General features: G+C 65.3%; 23 protein-coding genes. 11 read left to right on the forward strand and 12 right to left on the reverse strand.

What is annotated here, in order from left to right; genetic code table 11:
- Positions 1 to 100: 100 nt before the first annotated feature.
- From sucD to SMA01S_RS18075, 4 genes are all read right to left on the reverse strand, one after another.
- Positions 101 to 985, reverse strand: a complete 885-nt coding sequence (gene sucD / locus SMA01S_RS18060; protein ID WP_066825658.1) for a succinate--CoA ligase subunit alpha — start codon at positions 983 to 985, stop codon at positions 101 to 103.
- A gap of 65 nt (positions 986 to 1,050) precedes the next feature.
- Complete coding sequence (gene mdh, locus SMA01S_RS18065; protein WP_066825660.1) at positions 1,051 to 2,013, reverse strand: malate dehydrogenase; 963 nt, start codon at positions 2,011 to 2,013, stop codon at positions 1,051 to 1,053.
- Positions 2,014 to 2,155: 142 nt separating this feature from the next.
- Positions 2,156 to 2,434 (reverse strand): hypothetical protein, encoded by a 279-nt coding sequence (locus SMA01S_RS18070; RefSeq protein WP_066825663.1) that lies wholly within the window; start codon positions 2,432 to 2,434, stop codon positions 2,156 to 2,158.
- Position 2,435: 1 nt separating this feature from the next.
- The gene (locus SMA01S_RS18075) at positions 2,436 to 2,759 is read right to left on the reverse strand and encodes a YbjQ family protein (RefSeq protein ID WP_066825667.1); all 324 of its coding nucleotides are present in this window, start codon (positions 2,757 to 2,759) and stop codon (positions 2,436 to 2,438) included.
- A 365-nt stretch (positions 2,760 to 3,124) separates the two neighbouring features.
- Between SMA01S_RS18075 and SMA01S_RS18080 the strand changes: the two genes are divergently transcribed.
- Both SMA01S_RS18080 and SMA01S_RS18085 read left to right on the forward strand, forming a co-directional pair.
- A complete protein-coding gene (locus tag SMA01S_RS18080; RefSeq protein ID WP_066825759.1) occupies positions 3,125 to 4,213 on the forward strand; it encodes an Rv3169 family protein in 1,089 nt (362 codons plus the stop codon).
- Positions 4,210 to 5,256 carry a phosphotransferase family protein gene (locus SMA01S_RS18085; protein WP_066825670.1) on the forward strand — a complete coding sequence of 349 codons (1,047 nt, stop codon included), beginning with the start codon at positions 4,210 to 4,212 and terminating at the stop codon, positions 5,254 to 5,256. The genes SMA01S_RS18080 and SMA01S_RS18085 overlap by 4 nt, the downstream gene beginning before the upstream one ends.
- A 6-nt stretch (positions 5,257 to 5,262) precedes the next feature.
- Here SMA01S_RS18085 and zapE read toward each other — a convergent pair whose 3' ends face one another.
- The 4 genes from zapE to SMA01S_RS18105 all read right to left on the reverse strand — a co-directional run bounded on the left by zapE (position 5,263) and on the right by SMA01S_RS18105 (position 8,143).
- Positions 5,263 to 6,372: a cell division protein ZapE gene (gene zapE / locus SMA01S_RS18090; RefSeq protein WP_066825673.1), complete on the reverse strand. Its 1,110-nt coding sequence runs from the start codon at positions 6,370 to 6,372 to the stop codon at positions 5,263 to 5,265.
- Between the two features lie 118 nt (positions 6,373 to 6,490).
- Positions 6,491 to 6,961 (reverse strand): PaaI family thioesterase, encoded by a 471-nt coding sequence (locus tag SMA01S_RS18095; RefSeq protein ID WP_066825676.1) that lies wholly within the window; start codon positions 6,959 to 6,961, stop codon positions 6,491 to 6,493.
- Positions 6,962 to 6,980: 19 nt separating this feature from the next.
- The gene (locus SMA01S_RS18100) at positions 6,981 to 7,766 is read right to left on the reverse strand and encodes a succinate dehydrogenase iron-sulfur subunit (RefSeq protein WP_066825678.1); all 786 of its coding nucleotides are present in this window, start codon (positions 7,764 to 7,766) and stop codon (positions 6,981 to 6,983) included.
- A gap of 62 nt (positions 7,767 to 7,828) precedes the next feature.
- Positions 7,829 to 8,143, reverse strand: a complete 315-nt coding sequence (locus SMA01S_RS18105) for an ArsR/SmtB family transcription factor (RefSeq protein WP_066825762.1) — start codon at positions 8,141 to 8,143, stop codon at positions 7,829 to 7,831.
- A 131-nt stretch (positions 8,144 to 8,274) separates the two neighbouring features.
- On the opposite strand from SMA01S_RS18105, the gene SMA01S_RS18110 reads away from it, so the two are divergent.
- Positions 8,275 to 9,021, forward strand: coding sequence for an SDR family NAD(P)-dependent oxidoreductase (locus tag SMA01S_RS18110; RefSeq protein WP_066825680.1), 747 nt, complete (start codon positions 8,275 to 8,277; stop codon positions 9,019 to 9,021).
- A 78-nt stretch (positions 9,022 to 9,099) separates the two neighbouring features.
- Here the strand turns inward: SMA01S_RS18110 and creD are convergent, their stop codons facing one another.
- Together creD and SMA01S_RS18120 are read right to left on the reverse strand one after the other, a co-directional pair.
- Positions 9,100 to 10,503: a cell envelope integrity protein CreD gene (creD, locus tag SMA01S_RS18115; protein WP_066825682.1), complete on the reverse strand. Its 1,404-nt coding sequence runs from the start codon at positions 10,501 to 10,503 to the stop codon at positions 9,100 to 9,102.
- 198 nt (positions 10,504 to 10,701) lie between these two features.
- The gene (locus SMA01S_RS18120; protein ID WP_066825683.1) at positions 10,702 to 12,060 is read right to left on the reverse strand and encodes an NAD-dependent succinate-semialdehyde dehydrogenase; all 1,359 of its coding nucleotides are present in this window, start codon (positions 12,058 to 12,060) and stop codon (positions 10,702 to 10,704) included.
- A 188-nt stretch (positions 12,061 to 12,248) separates the two neighbouring features.
- Between SMA01S_RS18120 and SMA01S_RS18125 the strand changes: the two genes are divergently transcribed.
- The 6 genes from SMA01S_RS18125 to queA all read left to right on the forward strand — a co-directional run bounded on the left by SMA01S_RS18125 (position 12,249) and on the right by queA (position 16,434).
- Positions 12,249 to 12,491 carry a GlsB/YeaQ/YmgE family stress response membrane protein gene (locus SMA01S_RS18125; protein ID WP_245649327.1) on the forward strand — a complete coding sequence of 81 codons (243 nt, stop codon included), beginning with the start codon at positions 12,249 to 12,251 and terminating at the stop codon, positions 12,489 to 12,491.
- A 59-nt stretch (positions 12,492 to 12,550) separates the two neighbouring features.
- Entirely contained in the window at positions 12,551 to 12,790 is a 240-nt protein-coding gene (locus SMA01S_RS18130; RefSeq protein ID WP_066590374.1) for an exodeoxyribonuclease VII small subunit, read from the forward strand.
- Positions 12,787 to 13,698, forward strand: coding sequence for a polyprenyl synthetase family protein (locus SMA01S_RS18135; protein ID WP_066825687.1), 912 nt, complete (start codon positions 12,787 to 12,789; stop codon positions 13,696 to 13,698). The genes SMA01S_RS18130 and SMA01S_RS18135 overlap by 4 nt, the downstream gene beginning before the upstream one ends.
- 16 nt (positions 13,699 to 13,714) lie before the next feature.
- Positions 13,715 to 14,224, forward strand: a complete 510-nt coding sequence (gene coaD, locus SMA01S_RS18140; RefSeq protein WP_066825689.1) for a pantetheine-phosphate adenylyltransferase — start codon at positions 13,715 to 13,717, stop codon at positions 14,222 to 14,224.
- Between the two features lie 336 nt (positions 14,225 to 14,560).
- Positions 14,561 to 15,370 carry a peptidylprolyl isomerase gene (locus tag SMA01S_RS18145; protein ID WP_066825692.1) on the forward strand — a complete coding sequence of 270 codons (810 nt, stop codon included), beginning with the start codon at positions 14,561 to 14,563 and terminating at the stop codon, positions 15,368 to 15,370.
- 26 nt (positions 15,371 to 15,396) lie between these two features.
- Positions 15,397 to 16,434: a tRNA preQ1(34) S-adenosylmethionine ribosyltransferase-isomerase QueA gene (queA, locus tag SMA01S_RS18150; RefSeq protein ID WP_066825695.1), complete on the forward strand. Its 1,038-nt coding sequence runs from the start codon at positions 15,397 to 15,399 to the stop codon at positions 16,432 to 16,434.
- Between the two features lie 213 nt (positions 16,435 to 16,647).
- Here queA and SMA01S_RS18155 read toward each other — a convergent pair whose 3' ends face one another.
- Entirely contained in the window at positions 16,648 to 17,079 is a 432-nt protein-coding gene (locus tag SMA01S_RS18155) for a hypothetical protein (protein WP_066825698.1), read from the reverse strand.
- Positions 17,076 to 17,303 (reverse strand): hypothetical protein, encoded by a 228-nt coding sequence (locus SMA01S_RS18160; protein ID WP_066825701.1) that lies wholly within the window; start codon positions 17,301 to 17,303, stop codon positions 17,076 to 17,078. The genes SMA01S_RS18155 and SMA01S_RS18160 overlap by 4 nt, the downstream gene beginning before the upstream one ends.
- A gap of 322 nt (positions 17,304 to 17,625) precedes the next feature.
- Here SMA01S_RS18160 and SMA01S_RS18165 point away from each other — a divergent pair, with 322 nt between their 5' ends.
- On the forward strand, positions 17,626 to 18,171 hold the full coding sequence (locus SMA01S_RS18165; protein ID WP_084250415.1) for an RNA polymerase sigma factor: 546 nt from the start codon (positions 17,626 to 17,628) through the stop codon (positions 18,169 to 18,171).
- Positions 18,172 to 18,287: 116 nt separating this feature from the next.
- Positions 18,288 to 20,063 (forward strand): vWA domain-containing protein, encoded by a 1,776-nt coding sequence (locus SMA01S_RS18170; RefSeq protein ID WP_084250416.1) that lies wholly within the window; start codon positions 18,288 to 18,290, stop codon positions 20,061 to 20,063.
- The last annotated feature ends 74 nt before the right edge of the window (positions 20,064 to 20,137 follow it).

Below are 20,137 nucleotides of genomic sequence, written 5' to 3' on the forward strand. Positions count from 1 at the left end.
GCGAGCCTGCGGCTCGCTCAACCCTCTCCCAACCTTCGCTAGGCAGCAAGCTGCCAAGCTCCGGTATCCCTCTCCCTGTCCAGGGAAAGGGGGATTTGTTTCACCCCTTCAACACCTCGAGCAGCGTCTCGCCGAGCAGGCTCGGGCTGGCCGAGACCTTGATGCCCGCCGATTCCATCGCCGCGATCTTGTCCTCGGCGCCGCCCTGGCCGCCCGACACGATCGCCCCGGCATGGCCCATGCGGCGGCCCGGAGGCGCCGTGCGGCCGGCGATGAAGCCGGCCATCGGCTTCTTGCGGCCGCGCTTGGCTTCGTCCTTCAGGAACTGCGCCGCTTCTTCTTCGGCCGATCCGCCGATCTCGCCGATCATGATGATCGACTTGGTCTCGTCATCGGCCAGGAACAGTTCGAGCACGTCGATGAAGTTGGTACCGTTGACCGGATCGCCGCCGATGCCGACCGCGGTGGTCTGGCCAAGCCCTGCATTCGAGGTCTGGAACACGGCCTCATAGGTAAGCGTGCCCGAACGGCTTACAACACCGACCGATCCCTTCTTGAAGATCGATCCCGGCATGATGCCGATCTTGCACTCGCCCGGCGTCAGCACGCCCGGGCAGTTCGGGCCGATCAGCCGTGACTTCGATCCCGACAAAGCGCGCTTGACCTTGACCATGTCGAGCACCGGAATGCCTTCGGTGATCGTCACGATCAGCGGCACCTCGGCGTCGATCGCCTCGAGGATCGAGTCCGCGGCGAAGGGCGGCGGCACGTAGATCACCGACGCGGTCGCGCCGGTCTTGCTCACCGCCTCGGCGACCGTGTCATAGACCGGCAGGCCGAGATGCTCGGTGCCGCCCTTGCCCGGCGTCACGCCGCCGACCATCTGCGTGCCGTAATCGAGCGCCGCCTTGGTGTGGAAACTGCCGGTTTCTCCGGTCATTCCCTGGGTAATGACCTTGGTATTCTTATTGACGAGGATGCTCATTCGGTGCCTCTTCCTGATGGTCGGACGGGGCGCCGTGCCCCTTTATTGATATGCGGGTGCGCTGCTCAGGCCAGCGAGCTGTCGATGCCCTTGCACGCGACCAGCAATTCCTTGACCGCGTCGACCGAGACCTGAAGGTTGCCCTTGGCTTCGTCGTCCAGGGCGATCTCGACGATCTGCTCGACGCCGCCGGCGCCGATGATCACCGGCACGCCGACATAGAGGCCGTCAACGCCATACTGGCCGTCGACATAGGCCGCGCAGGGCAGCAGGCGCTTCTGGTCGCCCAGATATGCCTCAGCCATCGCGATGCCGCTGGTCGCCGGCGCATAATAAGCCGAGCCTGTGCCGAGCAGCGCGACGATCTCGCCGCCGCCGCCGCGGGTGCGCTTGACGATCGCGTCGATCCGCTCCTGCGTCGACTTGCCCATCTTGATCAGGTCGGGGACCGGGATGCCGGCGACGGTCGAATATTGAACGACCGGGACCATCGTGTCGCCATGGCCGCCGAGCACGAAGGTGGTGACGTCGCGCGCCGACACGCCGAATTCGTCGGCGATGAAGTGGCTGAAGCGCGCCGAGTCGAGCACGCCCGCCATGCCGACTACCTTGTTGTGCGGCAGGCCGGAGAATTCGCGCAGCGCCCAGACCATCGCGTCGAGCGGGTTGGTGATGCAGATGACGAACGCGTCGGGGGCGTTGTTCTTGATGCCTTCGCCGACCGCCTTCATCACCTTGAGGTTGATGCCGAGCAGGTCGTCGCGGCTCATGCCCGGCTTGCGGGCGACGCCGGCGGTGACGATGATGACGTCGGCGCCTGCGATGTCCTTGTAATCGTTCGAGCCGGTGATCTTCGCGTCGAAGCCCTCGATCGGGCCGCACTGGCTAAGGTCGAGCGCCTTGCCTTGGGGCACGCCCTCGACGACGTCGAACAGGACGATGTCGCCCAATTCCTTCTGAGCGGCGAGATGGGCGAGCGTGCCGCCGATGTTGCCGGCGCCGATCAGCGCGATCTTCTTGCGGGCCATGAGCACTCCTAAGCGCGAGTGGGCGCACCCCAGGGCGCGCGGGAACGCGACGGCGCTTAGGCGCTTGGCCGTCCCGAAGCAACCGCTAAACGGGAGGAATTAACATCCGTTACTGCAATTCGTTCGCAAGTGCAATAGTGCGTCAATCTTCGACATAGCGGCGCTCGCCGGTCGCCGCGTTGAACCAGACGGTGATCGGTCGCCCGGTCGCTTCGTCGAGAAAGCGTTCGTTGGTCGGTCGCCAATTGGCGTCGAGCGGCGTGCTGGCGTTGCCGCGATAATTGACGCGCTCGAACACAATCCCGGCGACGATGATCGCGGGGAAGATCAGCATCGGCCAGCCGGCTGCGTCTACCAATGTGACCCATAGTCCGATCGCCAGCCAGGCGAGGCCAAGCGCGAGGACGACGTTGCGCAACATGTCAGGGTGCCGGGTCGAGGATGACCGCCGTGCCGTAGGCGACGACCTCATTCATCGCCTGCGCGATCTCGCCCGAGTCGAAGCGCATCATGACGACCGCATTGGCCCCCATCACCGTCGCGTTCTGGATCATGCGGTCGATCGCGTGGCGCCGCGCATCCTCGACCAGCTTGGTATATTCGGGAATCTCGCCACCGACGATCGAGCGCAGGCTGGCGGTGATGTTGCCGCCGATACCCCGGCTGCGGACGACGACGCCGAATACCTGGCCCAGGTTCCTGACGACAGTGTGCCCGGCGACGTTCTCGGTGGTGGTGACGATCATCGGGCGCCTCCTGTTTGTGTGCGAGCCGGACGTGTCCCGGCCCGCTGCGGCAGGGTGAGAATAAGCAGGGGCCTGCTCATAGCCGTCGTCAGTGCGTCCGGCAAAGCCCGATACTCGGGGCATCGAGCGGGTCCGACGCATTCACGCCGACGATGCGCAGCCCCCGCGATGATGTTGGCGCCTGAACCGCGCTGCATTTCGAATACTGGTCGATGCCTTGCGTGACCCGGCCAGCCGCGACGTCTTCGGTGGTACGACGATCACGCACCTCACCCATTGGCGGTGCGTAAGAAGCCGCCGCCTTCGCGGTTGCGTTTCCATGGACGTGCGCCACACTGCCGCGAAATGCGGTGGGAGTGCAGGCGATGCTGACGCGGGGCGACGACTATCCGGTTCACCAGACTCCCGAGCCGATCGCCATCGCCAGCGCCGAGCGCAATTTCTACGACCGCTACTTCTTCAACGGCTACAGCGCCGACGGCCGCCTGTTCTTCGCTGCCGCACTTGGCGTGTATCCCCAACTCGGCGTGATCGACGCCGCGTTCTGCGTGACGATCGACGGTGTCCAACACAATTTGCGTGCGTCGCGTCCGCTCGGCGGCGAGCGGATGGACCTGAGCGTGGGCCCCATCCGTATCGAAGTGATCGAACCGCTAAAGATTCTGCGCGTGATCGTTGGTGCCAACAATTCGCCGATTCGCGCCGACCTGACGTTCACCGCGCGCCATGCGCCGATCGAGGAACCGCGTTTCACCCGGCGTTTCGAAGCGCGGCTGCTGATGGACTATACGCGGCTGACGCAGAATGGCGGCTGGTCCGGGAGCGTTGCCGTCGGCGACCAGGCAATCATGGTCGCGCCCGATACGCATTGGGGCACGCGCGACCGCAGCTGGGGAATCCGCCCGGTCGGCGCGCCCGATGCGCAGCCCGCGGGCGGGGGGATGCGGCAATTCTGGTGGCTGTGGATGCCGTTCAATTTCGCCGACCGCGTCGCGTTCTTCCACAGCAACGACGATGGCGAGGGCGAGGCGTGGAACCGTCGCGGGGTAATCGCGCCGCTCGACGGGAAGGCGCGCGAGTTCACCGCGGCGATCGACGTGGCCTATTATCCCGGCACACGGCGATTGGCATCGGTGCGCTTGGAGCCGTGGCCCGGCTGCGCGTTGGTGGTGACGCCGCGCGACCAGCATTTCTACATGTCGGGGCTGGGCTATCTCCACCCGCAATGGGGGCACGGCATCGATCATGGAGGCGAGCTCGCGGTCGCCTACGACACCTGTCCGCCGGGCTTTGGTGACGCGCCGGGCATGCTCAACCTCCACATCCAGGCGATGGCCGATGCCGTGCTGACGATCGACAATGTCGTGCATCGCGGCGTCGGCGTGGTCGAGCAATTGTTCATCGGCCCACATGTGGCGAGCGGGCTGACCGGGCTGCTGGACCCCGCGACGTGAATGACTTTCCGACCGCGCCGGAGGATTTCGACATTGCCTGGGTCGAGCGGGTATTCGCGCAGCCCGCGGGATCGCTAGCCGCGCTGGAGTATCGTCCGGTGGGCACGGGGCAGGTTTGCGACAGCTTTCGCTTCATCTGCGATTGGCGCGCCGGCGACGCGCCAGCGAGTTTCATCGCCAAATGCCCAAGCGCCGACGCCACGAGCCGGGCGGGGGCCGCCATGTTCCATCTCTACGACATGGAGATCGGCTGGTACCGCGATTGCGCGCCGACCGCCGGCGTCGCGTGCCCCCGACCCTATTACGCTGCGATCGCCGACGACGAGCAGCATTTCGCGCTGTTGATCGAGGACCTGGCACCGCTCCGCCAGGGCGACCAGATCGCCGGCGGCAGCGCGACGCAAGTCGCCGCCGCGCTAGACGCGGTGGCCGCGCTCCACGCCTGGCGGCCCGCTGGGGGCGACTGGGCGAGCCTGCGCTGGGCGCATCGCTCGGCCGGCAGCATGGTGATCCGCAATGCGATGCCGGCCGCTTACCCGCAATTCCGCGAGCGCTTTGCCGGGCTGCTCGACGCGCAGGTGCTCGATCTCGGCCAGGCGCTGGTCGATCGGATCGACGCGTATCTCGATCACGAGGCGCCGTCCGAATGTCTGCGTCACGGCGACCTCCGGCTCGACAACATCCTGTTCGATCGAAGCGGGCGCACCGCGCGCCTGCTGGACTGGCAGACCGTGGCGATGGGCCGTGCGGCGAACGACGTGGCGTATTTGATCGGCACGAGCTTCTCCGATCCGGCCGAACGCCGCGCGCGCGAGCGCGGGCTGGTCGAGGCGTATCTCGCGCGGCGGGCAGCGCTTGGCGGAGCGCCGGATAGCGAAGCATTCTGGCGCGACTATCGCCGCAATGCGTTCGCCGGGATGATCATGGCAATCAACGCCGCCAACTATGTCGAGCGGACAGAACGCGGTGATCGCATGTTCGCCGCGATGGCCGAACGCCCGGCCCGGATGGCGCTCGACCTCGACAGCCTGGCGTTGCTCTGACCTCGTTCAGTCGACGCCATGCCCACGGTCGAGATACTCGTCCGAGCGCATCTCCTCGAGCCTGCTGACCGTGCGATCGAACTCGAAGCGGCCGTCGCCCTTTTGGTAGAGCTCGGCGGGCTCCGCATCGGCGGCCGCGAGCAATTTGACCTTGTGCTCGTATAAGGCGTCGATCAGCGATACGAAGCGCGCCGCCTCGTTGCGGTTTTCCGGCCCGAGCTTCGGGATGCCGACCAGGATCACGGTGTGGTAGCGCCGCGCGATAGCCAGATAATCCGCCGACCCCCGCGCCTCGCCGCACAGTTTCTTGAAGCTGAATACCGCGACGCCCTTGAGCGACTTGGGGACGTGCAGCGTGCGGCCGCCCTGGACCGGAATGTCCTCGCTCGGCACGTGTGCGGCGTCTTCCGGCGGATAGTCGGTCAGGCGGAAGAAGGCGGCGGACAGGTTGCGCGTCGCCTCGGGTCCGTTGGGCACCAGCCAGGTTTCCTGCTGCCCCAACCGGTCGCGGCGATAATCGACCGGGCCGTTCAGCGGCAGCACGTCGAGCCGCTGCTCGATCAAGTCGATGAAGGGCAGGAAATGCTCGCGGTTGAGACCGTTCTTGTAGAGGTCGCGGGGCGGGCGGTTCGACGTGGTGACGACGGTAACGCCGGCCTCGATCAGGGCGGTGAACAGTCGCGACAGGATCATCGCGTCGGGCGAATTGGTCACCATCATCTCGTCGAATGCGAGCAGTCGCGCTTCCTCGGCGAGCGCGATGGCGACCGGGGCGATCGGGTCGCCGGCTTCCTTCCTGCGTTCGGCGGCGATGCGCTGGTGCACTTCGAGCATGAATTCGGCGAAATGGACGCGGCGTTTGCGGTTGATCGCCAGACAGCCGAAGAACAGGTCCATCAGCATCGACTTGCCGCGCCCGACATCGCCCCACATGTAGATGCCGCGCGGGGATTCGGGCTTGCGACCGAGCGTCCGCCACAACACCGATCCGCGCTTGGGCTGGGCTTCGAGTTCGGTTTGCAGCCGGTCGAGGCGCCGCGCGGCGGCTTCCTGATCGGGATCGGCGCGCAGTTCGCCGGCGGCGATCAACGCGTGATATTGGTCGATGACTTTCATCGACTCCCTCTCCCCTCTGGGAAGAGGGTCGGGGAGAGGGGCGGTGCCGCAAATGCACCGCCTGTGACTCCCCCTCTCCCCAGCCCTCTCCCCAGAGGGGAGAGGGAGAAGGAGCGCCTCATGGGTTGCCGCCTGGAGGCGACGACTTGCGCAACGTCCCCGTAAAACTCGCGATCGTCGGTGCGCCCTCCTGGACGATCAGTCCGCGCAGAAACAGCATGCGGCTGGTCTCGCGGAGCAACTCGATATGCGCTTCGAGCGGCTCGCCAATCATGCCGCCGCCGATGAACTGCGCCGACAGGTCCAGCGTCACCGCGCCGCCTGCACTCAGGCAGCCGAAGGCGCGGCTGGCGGCGAACAACGACACGTCCATGAAGCCGAGCAGCGCGCCGCCATGGACATTGTCGCGCATGTTCGAATGGTCGTGGCGCGGCATCATGCGGACCCGCGCGATGCTCCCCTCCAGCCTGACCTGGAGCGGTTCGAGGAAGGAATTGAACCGCGTCGAGTCGCGGAACTGCCAACGCTTCCAGCCCGGCAGATCGGGATCGTCGTCGTAGAGGAAGAGCGGGCTCGGCGCGTCGGTCACATCTGGTCCGGCCGGGGCGTCAGACAATCCGCTCGGCTTCCATCTTCTTGATCTCGGCGATCGCCTTGGCCGGGTTGAGACCCTTGGGACAGGCGTTGGCGCAATTCATGATCGTGTGACAGCGATAGAGGCGGAACGGGTCCTCTAGCTGGTCGAGCCGGTCGCCGGTCATCTCATCACGGCTGTCGGCCAACCAACGATACGCCTGGAGCAGGATCGCCGGGCCGAGGAACTTGTCGCTGTTCCACCAATAGCTCGGGCAGCTGGTCGAACAGCACGCGCACAGGATGCATTCGTACAGCCCGTCGAGTTTCTCGCGATCCTCGGGGCTCTGCAGCCGTTCCTTGCCCGCGGGCGCCGGTGTGACCGTCTGCAGCCACGGCTTGATCGACGCATATTGCGCGTAGAAATGGGTGAAGTCGGGGACCAGGTCCTTGATCACTTCCATGTGCGGCAGCGGGGTGATCGTCACTTCCGACTTGCAGTCCTCGATCGCGGTGGTGCAGGCGAGGCCGTTCTTGCCGTCCATGTTCATCGAACACGATCCGCAAATCCCTTCGCGGCACGAACGGCGGAAGGTCAGCGACGAATCCTGCTCGGACTTCATCTTGATGAGGGCGTCGAGCACCATCGGCCCGCAGGTGTCGAGGTCGACCTCGAAAATGTCGTAGCGCGGATTCTCGCCGGTGTCGGGGTCGTAACGATAGATTTTGAAGCGCCGGATATTGGTGGCGCCCTCGGGTGCTTTGTGGACCGTGCCGTTCTTGCGGATCTTGCTATTCTTCGGCAGGCTGAACTCGGCCATTGCGTGTCCCTATCGCGGTGCTGCGGTGCGGCTATGCCTTTCGGCTGCGGAGTGCAACCCCGTCAAACCGCGTTGTTGGCAAGTATCGCATCGAGCAGGCCGGGAAAGCGCCGGTCGAACTCGTCGCGGCGCAGTACGTTGATCATCTCGCGGCCCGATTGCGTGGTTTCGATCAATCCGGCGGCGCGCAGCGTCTTCAGATGGTTGGACAGCGTGCTTTTGGGAACCGGCGCGTCGCACGGCGCCGCATTCGAACAGCTCAGCCCCGCGGCCGCGGCCAGCCGCGCGACGATCGCCAGACGATTTGAATCGGCCAGCGCGTGAAGCGCCAGATCGAGCGGCACGTCCTCCAGCCGAGGATGGGTAAAGCGAGGCATGCGATGAATATAGGAAAGGTTCATCATTTTCATAGTTCGGGAATATTGAACTATTGAATCGAACTTCCCAGATGGCGGTCCGCCGGCAGCGCACGACGTCGTGATCGCGGGCAGATATTCGGAGAACACACATGTCCCATAACAAGGTCCTCGGGGGCAAGAAGGCGCTGGTCACAGGGGGATCGCGTGGGATCGGCTCGGCGATCGCCAAGCGGTTGGCCGCCGACGGCGCCGAGGTCGCGATCACCTATGCCGGTAACAAGGTGGCGGCCGACGCGACCGTGGCGGCCATCGAGCAGGCGGGCGGCAAGGCAGTGGCGATCCAGGCCGACGCCGGCGACCCTGCCTCGCAGCGCGCGGGAGTAGACGCAGCTGCGGCCGCGCTCGGCGGTATCGACATCCTGGTCCACAACGCCGGCGTCGCCGAATTCGCGACGGTCGATGAGGATACCGACGAATCCTTCGCACGTCAGTTCGGCGTCAATGTCCGCGGCCTGCATGTCGGTACGCGCGCCGCGCTCCCGCATCTGCGCGATGGCGGCCGCATCATCCTGATCGGCTCGGTCGCGGGGGATCGTTCGCCATTTGGCGGGATATCGACTTATGGCGCGACCAAGGCTGCGGTGGCCGGGCTCGGCCGCGGTTGGGCGAAAGACCTCGCCGTGCGCAACATCCTGGTCAACGTGATCCAGCCGGGCCCGATCGAGACCGACATGGCGCCAAAAGGCGATGCCGCCGAGGCGTTCAGGCAATCCGTGCCGCTCGGCCGGTTCGGCGCGGTGGAAGAGATCGCCGGTGTGGCCGCTTTCCTGGCCGGGCCGGACGCGTCGTTCATTACGGGGACAACGCTGAACGTCGATGGCGGGGTCGCGCTCTGAGCCTCGGCGGGCTCTCGCTGCGCAATCTGCAATCAAGCCCCTCCCCAACATTGGGGGAGGGGCCATTGTTTCGATTCCCTACATCGGGACCGGCGGCGTTACTCGTCCCCAGTCGATGTTTCGCGTGAGGAACATCACCGCCGCCAGCGCCGCAAAGAGCAGCAGCGATCCGATCAGCAGCGAATAAGCCTCCAGGCTGAGCAGGATATAGAGCACCGCGTAGAGCGCCACGAGCAAGCCGAGGATGAATCCGGCGCGCTTGCGGCTCTTGAGCACCGCCGCCGAATAAGCGGTCAGGAGGCTGACGATCGCGCCCGCCGCGATCAGATAGGCGAGCATAAAGCCGACCACTTCGGCGAACGCCAGCAGCATCACGAAGAATAGGATAAGCCCGACGCCGACCAGCAGATATTCGACCGTCGCGACGCGGACGCCGCCGACCACGTCGAACAGCAGGAAGGCCATGAAGGTGAAGCCGATGAACAGGAAGCCGTATTTCACCGAGCGGTTGACCTGGTCGTAAAGGTCGACCGGCGTGACGAGGTCGACCTGCGCCGTCATCGCCTGCGGGCCGGCGGCGGCCGCGCGTTCGACCGAGGCGGGGCCGGGCGATGCCAGGACGACCGGCGCGGCCGCCGTGTCGCCGGTATCGACCAATGTCCGCCCGAGCGCGAGGTTGCCTACGCGATAGGTGGCGGTGAACCCATTGGCCGCGATATGACGATCGGTCGGCAGGAAGCCCCCCTGGAAGCTGGGATTGGGCCAGGGCGAGGTGACCGCCCAGCGCGTATCGCCGGCGCGCGGGACCAGCGCCAGCGACGCATTGCCGCGCAGGTCGAAGACGAAATCGGCGATCATCGGCTTGGTGGTGAGCGCGGTCGCGTCGAGCCACGTGTAGAAGCCGGCGCCGTTGGTCTCACCAGGCCCTTTGCCGGGCTGGAGCGATCGCGCGGAGCCGTCGATGGTGACTTTGGGCGGTGCGCCGTAGAGGCCGCGCGGATCGGACACGCCGAAGCGTAGTTCGGCACGATCGAGCAGAAGCTTGTCGGCGGCGACGCCATAGCGCTGCAGATCGGCAGGCAACGCGAAGCGCGCGCGCGCGGCGGTATGCGCGCCATAGACGACCGCCTCGTAGATCGACCGCTTGCGGACCTCCGGCGCGATCTTGGTGACGATATCGGCGGTTTCGGGTGAGAGGACTAGTTCGCGCGTCTCAATACCGGTCTTGGTCACTTGCTTGCCGTCGACCGTCTCGGTCGTGGTGGTCTCGGCCCGATAGGGAATGACCAGCAGCGGCCCGATCAGCGTCTGCGGTCCGCCCCAACCCTGCGCGATCGAGCTGCGCGCGGTATCGGACTGGTGCTGTCGATCATAGACCAGAAGGTAGATGGCGAAGAGCGGAACGGTCAGCATCATCGCGATGACGATCGTCAGGATGAGCTTCAATCCGGGGGATCTCTGAAAGGCGGTAGCGGCTTGCATGCGCGTGCTCCGTCGACGAACCGTTCTGTTTCATAGACGAACTGAGTAGATCGTCAAGCCGGATGCGCCAGGGCGACATCCCCCGACGCCGCAGCGCACCCCTCGTCGCCCCAGCGAAAGCTGGAGTCTCATGCGGTCGCGCGATACGGCTTGAGATCCCAGCTTTCGCTGGGATGACGGCCGGTCAGATGGCGGCGATCAGCCGATCACGGCTTTCAGGTTCATGAATTCATGCAGGCCCCAGGGGCCCAGTTCGCGGCCATGGCCCGAGCGTTTGATCCCGCCGAACGGCGCCTCGGGAGTCGAGGAGAGCATGCGGTTGACCGCGGTCATGCCGGCGGCGATGTCGCGGGCGAAGCGCTCCTTTTCCGCATCGTCATTGGTCCAGACCGACGATCCCAGCCCGAACGGCACGTCGTTGGCGAGCGCGATCGCCTCTTCGATATCCTTGACCTTGAATACCATCGCGACGGGACCGAACACTTCCTCCCTGGCGACCTCGCTGTCGGGGTCGACATCGACCAGCACACCGGGCGTCAGATAGGCGCCGGGAAGATCGGGTTTCTCCGCGCCGAACAGCAAGGTTGCGCCGGCGTCGCGAAACTTGGCGACCTGGCCGAGCACGGTGTCGCGTTGCTCCTCCGACGATAGCGGCCCCATCTCGGTATCGGGATCCATCGGGTCGCCGGTCTTCACCGCTTTCATGCCGGCCGAGAAAGCGTGCATGAAGTCGTCATAGACATCGGCATGGACGATCATCCGCTTGGCGCAGATGCACGACTGGCCTGTATTCTGGGTCCGCGCGGTGACCGCGGTCTTGGCGGCGAGCGCGATATCGGCCGACGGCATGACGACGAACGGATCCGATCCGCCGAGCTCGAGCACGACTTTCTTGAGCGCGCGGCCCGCAGCCTCGGCGACCTTCGCACCGGCGCCTTCGCTGCCAGTCAGCGTCACCGCGACGATGCGGTCGTCCGCGATCAGGTCGGCGACCTTGCCCGACTTGATCGCCAAATTCTGGAACAGCCCTTCGGGCGCCCCGCCCGCCAGGATCGTCTCCTCCAGCGCGGCGGCGCACCCCTGGACCGAGGAGGCGTGTTTCAACAGCCCGACATTGCCCGCCATGATCGCCGGCGCGGCGAAGCGGACCACTTGCCAATAGGGAAAATTCCACGGCATCACCGCGAGCACCGGACCCATCGGCAGCCAGCGCGCGACGGCATGGCCGACCGGTGTATCGACCTCGACCGGCTTGAGCAGCTGCGGCCCGTGCCGCGCATAATAGCGGAAGGCTGAGGCGCATTTCTCGACCTCGGCGATCGCCGATTTCAGCGTCTTGCCCATTTCCTCGGTGGCGATGCGCGCCAGCCGCTCCTTGTCGTCCTCGAACCGCTCGGCGATATTTCGAAGTAGGGTCATGCGGTCGTCGAGGCCGGTGACGCGCCAGGCGAGGAAGGCGTCGTGCGCCTTGGCCAGCCGGGCGTCGACCTGGGCGTCGGTCAGCTCGGCAAAGCTGTGCCCGGGCTCGTAGGTAGCGGGATTGATGCTGGTGAACATTGGCGCTCCCTCTTGTCTCGGTCAGCCGAACGCACGGCCCCAACGGTGGGTCCCGATCCGGCAGCCTCCCTCGACAGCTCCCGCCGACAACTCATTGTGCAAGCGGATCATTGTGCAAGCGGAACGGCCGTGCAATCCTGATCATCCACATGGCGTGGGGAGAAGAAAGAATGATGGGTATAATCCGCATGGCGATCGTCGGCCTTATCGTCGGCATCCTCGCCAGGTTCTTTTATCCGGGCGCAGTCCCTCTCAACTGGTTTTGGAGCATCGTGCTCGGCATCGCCGGGTCGTTCGTGGCTGGCCTTATCAGCCAGATGATCCAGCCAAAGCAGGGCCAGCAAGCACTGCATCCCGCCGGATTCATCGCATCCATCCTCGGGGCGATGTTGCTGATCTTCGTCTGCCGGACATTGCTCCACATCGTCTGAACCAACTGTCGCGGATCGGCGGGTTGCCCCCGCCGGTCCGCTGCCGCATAGCGTGGCGGATGGACACGCCGATCGATGACCTGTCGTTCGAGGATGCGCTGAAGCGCCTCGAGGAAATCGTCCGCCAGCTCGAAAGCGGCGAGGCGAAACTGGATGACGCTATCCGCCTCTACGAAGAAGGCACGCGCCTCCGTCAGAAATGCACCGAGCGGCTCGACGCGGCGCAGGCGCGAATCGAGGCGATCCGGCTCGATTCGGATGGCCGCCCCGCGGGTGTCGCGCCGTTCAACGCCGCATGAGCACTGGCGTCGTGGCATCCTCCCCGTCGCTCAAGGCCGCGTTGACCCAGGTGGGCGCGGAGGTCGATCGCCGCTTTGACGTGCTGTTGGCGGTGCCGGACGATCCACGCGCCGAACTGTACCAGGCGATGCGGCATGCGGCGATCGGCGGCGGCAAGCGGCTGCGGCCGTTGCTGGTCTTCGCGACCGCCGGCCTGTTCGGGGTCGACCGCGAGTGCACTGCTCGTGCGGCCTGCGCGATCGAGGCGGTCCATGTTTATTCGCTGATCCATGACGATCTGCCGGCGATGGACAATGACGATATGCGCCGTGGCAAGCCGACCGTGCATCGCGCTTTCAACGAAGCGGCGGCGATACTGGCGGGCGATAGCTTGCATGCGCTGGGGTTCGAATGGCTCGCCGATCCGGCGACCCATCCCGATCCGTTCGTCCGCGCGGAACTGGTGCTCGAGCTCGCGCGTGCGGCGGGTCCGGCCGGAATGGCCGGCGGGCAGATGATGGACTTGAAAGCCGAGAGCGAGACGTTCGACCTCAATACGGTCACGCGGCTGCAAGCGATGAAAACCGGCGCGTTGATCAGCTGCGCGGTCGAAATGGGGGCGATCCTAGGCCGTGTCGCGCCGGAGGGGCGGACGGGGCTTCGCGGCTATGCCCGCGACATCGGCCTCGCTTTCCAGATCTCCGACGATTTGCTCGACGTCGAGGGCGACGAGGAAAAGGCAGGGAAGAAGCTGCGGAAGGATGAGGGCGCGGGTAAGGAGACCTTCGTCTCCCTGCTCGGCGTCGATCGCGCGCGCGGCCAGGCACGAATGCTCGTCGACCAGGCCATCGATCATTTGCGCGGTTATGGGCAGGAGGCCGACCTGCTGCGCAGCATCGCGCGCTACGTGCTCGAGCGCGACCGCTAGCCGAAGGGAGGGGGGTATGACCATTCGCACCGGGGTCTATCCCGGCACGTTCGATCCGATCACGCTCGGGCATATGGACATTATCCGGCGGAGCGCGAAGCTGGTCGACCGGTTGGTGATCGGGGTTACCACCAACATCGCCAAGTCGCCCCTGTTCAACGATGACGAGCGAATCGAGATCGTCCGGCGAGAGGTCGCGACGATCGGCAACCCGAACATCGAGGTGGTTGGGTTCAGCTCGCTGCTGATGGATTTCGCCGACAGCCAGGGGGCGTCGATCGTCATTCGCGGCATTCGCGGCGTCACCGACTTCGAATATGAGTATCAGCTCACGGGCATGAACCGTCAGCTCAATCACCGCGTCGAAACGGTGTTCCTGATGGCCGACGTGTCGCTCCAGCCGATCGCCAGCCGGCTGGTCAAGGAAATCGCGGTGTTCGGCGGCGACATCTCCAAATTCGTCACCCCGAGCGTCCGCGACGAGGTGATGGCGCGAATCGAGCGCGACGGCCTGGGGCGGGTTTAGGTCGGCGAGTGATTTTGCTCGCACAAAGACACGAAGGCGCAAAGAAGGGCAGAACCGGTTCGCGCGGAAGCAGAGCGCGTTGAAGTTTGTTGAGCCTCGCGATGCGAGGCTCCCTTTTTGGGCGGCGGATTGCCCCACGGCCTCCATCGCCCGACGCCCGCGCCCTAAGCGAACCAGTCTTCGCGTCTTCGTGTCTTTGTGCGAGTCATCTTCGAGCCGCGTCGCTGGTGACGACACCAAAACCTGCCTCAAAAAAGCCGCACGCACTGCGCATTGGCGCTTGGCGATAATTGCTCTAAGCCCCCACACCGAACGACCGTCTTTTCCGGAGTGCCCATGCGTTTCTTTTTCGGCCTGATTGCGATGATGAGTGTCGCGATCGCCGGCAGTCCTTCGATAGCTGCCAAGAAGCAGAAGGCGCCCCCGACTCCGCCGGCCGCGCCGCGGCTCACCCCGCCGCCGATGACCGACAAGGAAAACCTGCTCTATCTCGACCTGTCGACCGGTGGTCGCGTGGTGATCTGGCTGCGTCCCGATGTCGCGCCCAAGATGGTCGAGCGGGTGAAGATCCTGACTCGCCAGCATTTCTATGACGGGCTCAAATTCCACCGCGTGATCGACGGCTTCATGGCGCAGACCGGCGACCCCAAGGGCGACGGCACCGGCGGCTCGACGCTTCCCGATTTGCCCGCCGAGTTCAACTATCTGCCGCATGTACGCGGCGCGGTGGCGGCGGCGCGCGAGGGTGCAGCCCCCGACGCTTCGCCCGAGGACAAGACCAAGGCGGAAAACAGCGCCAACAGCCAGTTCTTCATCGTGTTCCTGCCCAAGCTCGCGCTCGACAAGAAGTACACGGTGTTCGGGCGCGTCATCTCCGGCATGGAATATGTCGATGCGGTCGAGCGCGGGGAACCGCCGGCGAACCCGTCGACGATCTTCCATGCCTATATCGCCGCGGACAACCCGCCGCCTTACTCGGCACCCCCGCCGCCTCCGCCGCCGCCGGCCCCCGCGCTGGCGCCCGCGCCGACGCTGACGACGCCGACGCTTGGGGCCACCCCGGCGCCGGGCAAGAAGGTGCCTGCGACCAACGCACCGGCGGCAAAAGCGCCGGCCGCGACGGCGCCGGCTCCGGCCAAGAAGTAACCAAGACCAACTGACGCGAGGGCGGCGTGGACGTCGACCTGTTCGACTTCGACCTGCCGCCCGAGCGGATCGCACTGCGCCCCGCCAGTCCGCGCGACGCGGCGCGGATGCTCGTGCTCGATGGCGCGGGGCCCGGCGGCGCCACGCGCGACCGGTTGGTCAGCGACCTGCCGGGGGAGCTGCGGCGCGGCGACCTCTTGGTGTTCAACGATACGCGGGTCATCCCGGCGCAGCTCGAGGGCATGCGCGGAGAGGCGCGGATCGGCGCGACGCTCCACAAGCGCGAGGGACCCAGGCGCTGGCGCGCCTTCATCCGCAACGCCAAGCGTCTGCGCGAAGGCGAGACGATCGATTTCGGGGCAGGCGTCACCGCGATCGCCGCCGACCGCGCCGAGGACGGCAGTTTCGCGCTCGATTTCGCCGGCGATGAACCGGTCGAATTGCTGCTCGAGCGCGCCGGCCGCATGCCGCTCCCACCCTATATCGCCGCGCGCCGCCCGACCGATGCGCGCGACGCCGACGACTACCAGACGATGTTCGCCAACGAGCCCGGCGCCGTCGCCGCGCCGACCGCCGCGTTGCATTTCACCCCCGAACTGATGGCCGCGCTGGAAGCGGCGGGCGTCGGGCACGTCACGCTGACCTTGCATGTCGGCGCAGGTACCTTCCTGCCGGTCAAGGCCGAGGATACCGACGACCACAAGATGCACGCCGAATGGGGCCGGATCGACGCCGCCACCGCCGACCGGATCAACGCGACGCGCGCGGCGGGTGGCCGGGTGATCGCGGTCGGCACCACCAGTCTGCGCCTGATAGAAAGCGCAGCAGATGAGGCGGGGCGGGTCCATCCCTTCGAGGGCGATACCGCGATCTTCATCACGCCGGGGGTGAAGATTCGCGGCATCGACGGGCTGATGACCAACTTCCACTTGCCGAAATCGACCTTGTTCATGCTGGTCTCGGCGCTGATGGGGTTGGACAGGATGCAGGCGGCGTACGCGCACGCCATTGAAAATGGCTACCGGTTCTACTCTTACGGAGACAGCTCGCTGCTGTTCCCGTGAATATGTTGTAAAGCGGGTTTAACCTCAAACGGGCCGTTGGCGGACGACCAAGTCTCAGGCAACAATCTGGCTTAGCCGCCCATAACGGCGAGCCCCGGATTCCGTCGTCGTAATAGGCCGTACGGAACGAAGTTGTGCCAGGAGGGCCGATATTAAGGCGATGGTAGTCGGGTTCGAGCGATCACCGGCGTCACCGATGAACCGGTTCGGCCCTCAACCAACCGAAACAACATTTGGTCTAATGGCAGTCCCCCGAGGCAATTGTGGGATCGGGAATTTCAGCCTGACGCGGCTGTTCACCCTCATTCGCCGGGCACGCTCGTGGGCCGCGGCAGCATCGCCCCAACTCCTTCCTAAAACCGCGAGATTGTAACGCGCATATGCTGCGACATAGATGGCGATCTGCGATCTCTCCTCGCGGCCGATCTTCAGGATCTCACCGAACGCCGCGCGCGATTGCCGCTCATCAAATCCGATCGACAGTTTTCCGACCATCGCGAGCAGCAGCAGCTTGTCATCCACCGATGCCGTTGTGGCAGCGATGCGCAGGATCTCTTCCTCGGGTTCGCCGTCGATCGACCGGAAGATGCGCTTTATGCTCCGATCTTCCCGGATCCGATTGGCGATCGCCGAAAACAGTATCACCGGTCTTCCCCCGTCCTATGTCGCCGAGCGTCCAGTGACGTTTCGGCATAGTTGTTGAGCAGCCGATTCGATTCGCCCATCGAGTCGTCAATATCGGTGCCGCTTTCGAACGCGCGGACCAATCCCTTCGCCAAACTGTTGTCGCCGCCGGCTTTGTCCAGGGATGACATGATGCGGAGGATGTCCATGCTGAGCGAACCCCGGTTGATGAGCTTCGCCGCCATGATTGAGAAATCTCTTTCTTACGTTCGAAATTGATTGGTGAGCCGCTCACCTGCAACCGCCGGCTGTCGAGGGTGTTGGAGGCATATTGCGACATGTGAAGATAGTTCGGCGAGACCGGAAGGAATTCAAGTCTACTCCTACGGAGACGCGTCGCTGCTTTTGCCGTAACGGCGCGCGGTTACCAGCAAAGCCCTCCTCGGCTCGCTCCCATCGGAGCGATGGCATCGCCGGCGCGAATGAGGCACAAAGCAAGCCATGTCGGGGGAAATGGCGTCGCCTTGGTCCGTGAAACCACTTCGCCGCATCGGTAGCCGCTAACCCGTGACCGGTCGCGAGGACGATCCTGACGCGGACCTGGTGGCTGGCGCAATTGCCGGCGACCGGGCGGCGTTCAGCGCGCTGCTCGAACGTCATTATGACCGTATCCATGGTCTCGCCTGGCAATTGACCGGAACGCGCGCCGATGCCGACGATATCGCGCAGGATGTCTGTTGCGCGTTGGTCGAACGGATCGGATCGTTCCGCGGCGAGGCCAAGTTCACGACCTGGCTGTGCGGCATCGTCTTCAATGCGTGTCGCGATTTTCATCGCCGTCGCAAATCGCTCGGCGGGTTCGCCGCGCGTCTCGCGGTGCTGGCGGGACTGGCACGGGGTCCCGACGGGCGCGACCTGCACGATGCGATGTGGGTGAGTAGCGCGATCGCCGGCCTGCCGCCCGCCTATCGCGAAACCGTGGTGCTGGTCGCCGGGCAGCAGCTCTCGCATGCCGAGGCGGCGGCGATCCTGGGCGTGGCCGAAACCACCGTGTCGTGGCGGATGCACGAAGTGCGGCGGATGCTCGCCGGGAAGGAGCCCGCCCAGGCCTGATGGCCGGCGATTGAACCGCGCGAAAAAAATCTCGGCCCTTGTCCAAGGAATCCCCGGCGAGCCGCGTCGAAGGGAAATGCGGACGATCCTGCCCGCTGCAACCAAGGGAGAATGATATGCCCCGTTTGTATCGGGCAGTCGCCACCGGGCTGGCGCTGACATTGCTCGCGTCCTGTGCCGGATCCGACACCCGTCTGACGTCCGCGTCGGACGCGAAAGGAGCGGCCAAAGCGGAAGACGGCGCCGCGGAGATCGTCGTTACCGGACAGCATGTCGCCAACGGTCAGGCGGACAGAGCGTCGCCGATATCGGCCTTCGCCCCGCCACCGCCGCCCGCACCCCCGCCTTCATCATCTCCACCGCTACCCTCGGTGTCGTCGCCCATGATGACCACCAGCCGCTTTGCCGCGCGCGGGGCGCCCGAGCCGCGGCCCTATCCGCCTTATTATCAGGATGTCGGTCGCGACAAGTTCACCAGCGCCGACCAGAATGCGTTCAAGATCGTCAAGGAAGAGCCCGTCTCTACCTTCTCGCTCGACGTCGACACTGCTTCTTATTCCTTCGTCCGTGCCTCGCTCAACCAGAACACGCTGCCCCAGCCGGCGGCGGTACGGACCGAGGAGATGGTCAATTACTTCCCCTATGACTATGCGCCCGCGCCCAGCGCGTCGCAGCCGTTCAGCACCAATGTCGCGGTGTTCCCGAGCCCCTGGACGCCCGGCCGCAAACTCGTCCGGATCGGCGTGAAGGGCTATGAGATCGGGCGCAGGACGCGGCCGCGGGCGAACCTGGTCTTTCTGATCGACACGTCGGGGTCGATGTACGCGCCCAATAAGCTGCCGCTGGTCAAGCAATCGCTCGAGATGCTGCTCGATCAGCTCGACGGCAAAGACAGCGTCGCGATCGTCACGTACGCCGGCACCGCCGGGACCGCGCTCGAGCCGACGCCGGCCAGCGAGAAGGCCAGGATCAAGGCCGTGATCGAGGGGCTGGGCGCGGGCGGCGGCACCGCCGGCGCCGAGGGTATTCGCCAAGCCTATAGATTGGCCGAGCAGCATTTCGACGCCAAGGGCGTCAACCGCGTGATCCTGACGACCGACGGCGATTTCAACGTCGGCATCACCAATCAGGACGAGCTCAAGGGCTATATCGAACGCGAGCGCGGCAAGGGCGTGTTCCTGTCGGTGCTCGGCTTCGGCATGGGCAATTACAACGACGCGATGATGCAGACGCTGGCGCAGAACGGTAACGGCACCGCGGCCTATATCGACACGGTCAACGAAGCGCGAAAGACCCTGGTCGACGAGGCGACCTCGACTCTGTTCCCGATCGCCAAGGACGTGAAGATCCAGGTCGAGTTCAATCCCCGCACCGTCGCCGAATATCGCCTGATCGGCTACGAGACGCGGATGCTCAAGCGCGAGGATTTCGACAATGACAAGGTCGATGCCGGCGATGTCGGATCGGGCCAGACCGTAACGGCTTTGTATGAGGTCGTGCCGGTTGGCGGGCCGCGCGCGAACGGCGATCTGCGCTATGCTCCGCCGGTGCCTGTCGCCGCCGCGGGGGTGAGCGGCGAGCTCGGCTTCGTGAAGATCCGCTACAAACTGCCCAAGTCGGACACGAGCCTGTTGCTCTCGACGCCGATCGACCGCCGCGTGCAATTCGCGCGGTTCGAGGACGCGCCGCAGGATGCGCGCTTTGCCACCGCCGTCGCCGGGTTCGCCGAACTGCTGCGCGGCGGGCGCTATAACGGCGCGCTCAGCTACGACGACGTGCTGCGGATGGCGAGCGGCGCGAAGGGGAAGGACGAATTCGGTTATCGGACCGAATTCATCCAGCTCGTCCGTGCCGCCAAGACTGCCAACGCCATCGCGGCGACCGGCCAATGAACTCGAACGGGGCGCTGCGCTCGCGGCGCCCCGTATCGCCGCTCGCGATCATGGCTTAGACCGGGCAGAGATTG

Source organism: Sphingomonas mali NBRC 15500, assembly GCF_001598415.1.
Lineage (GTDB): Bacteria > Pseudomonadota > Alphaproteobacteria > Sphingomonadales > Sphingomonadaceae > Sphingomonas > Sphingomonas mali.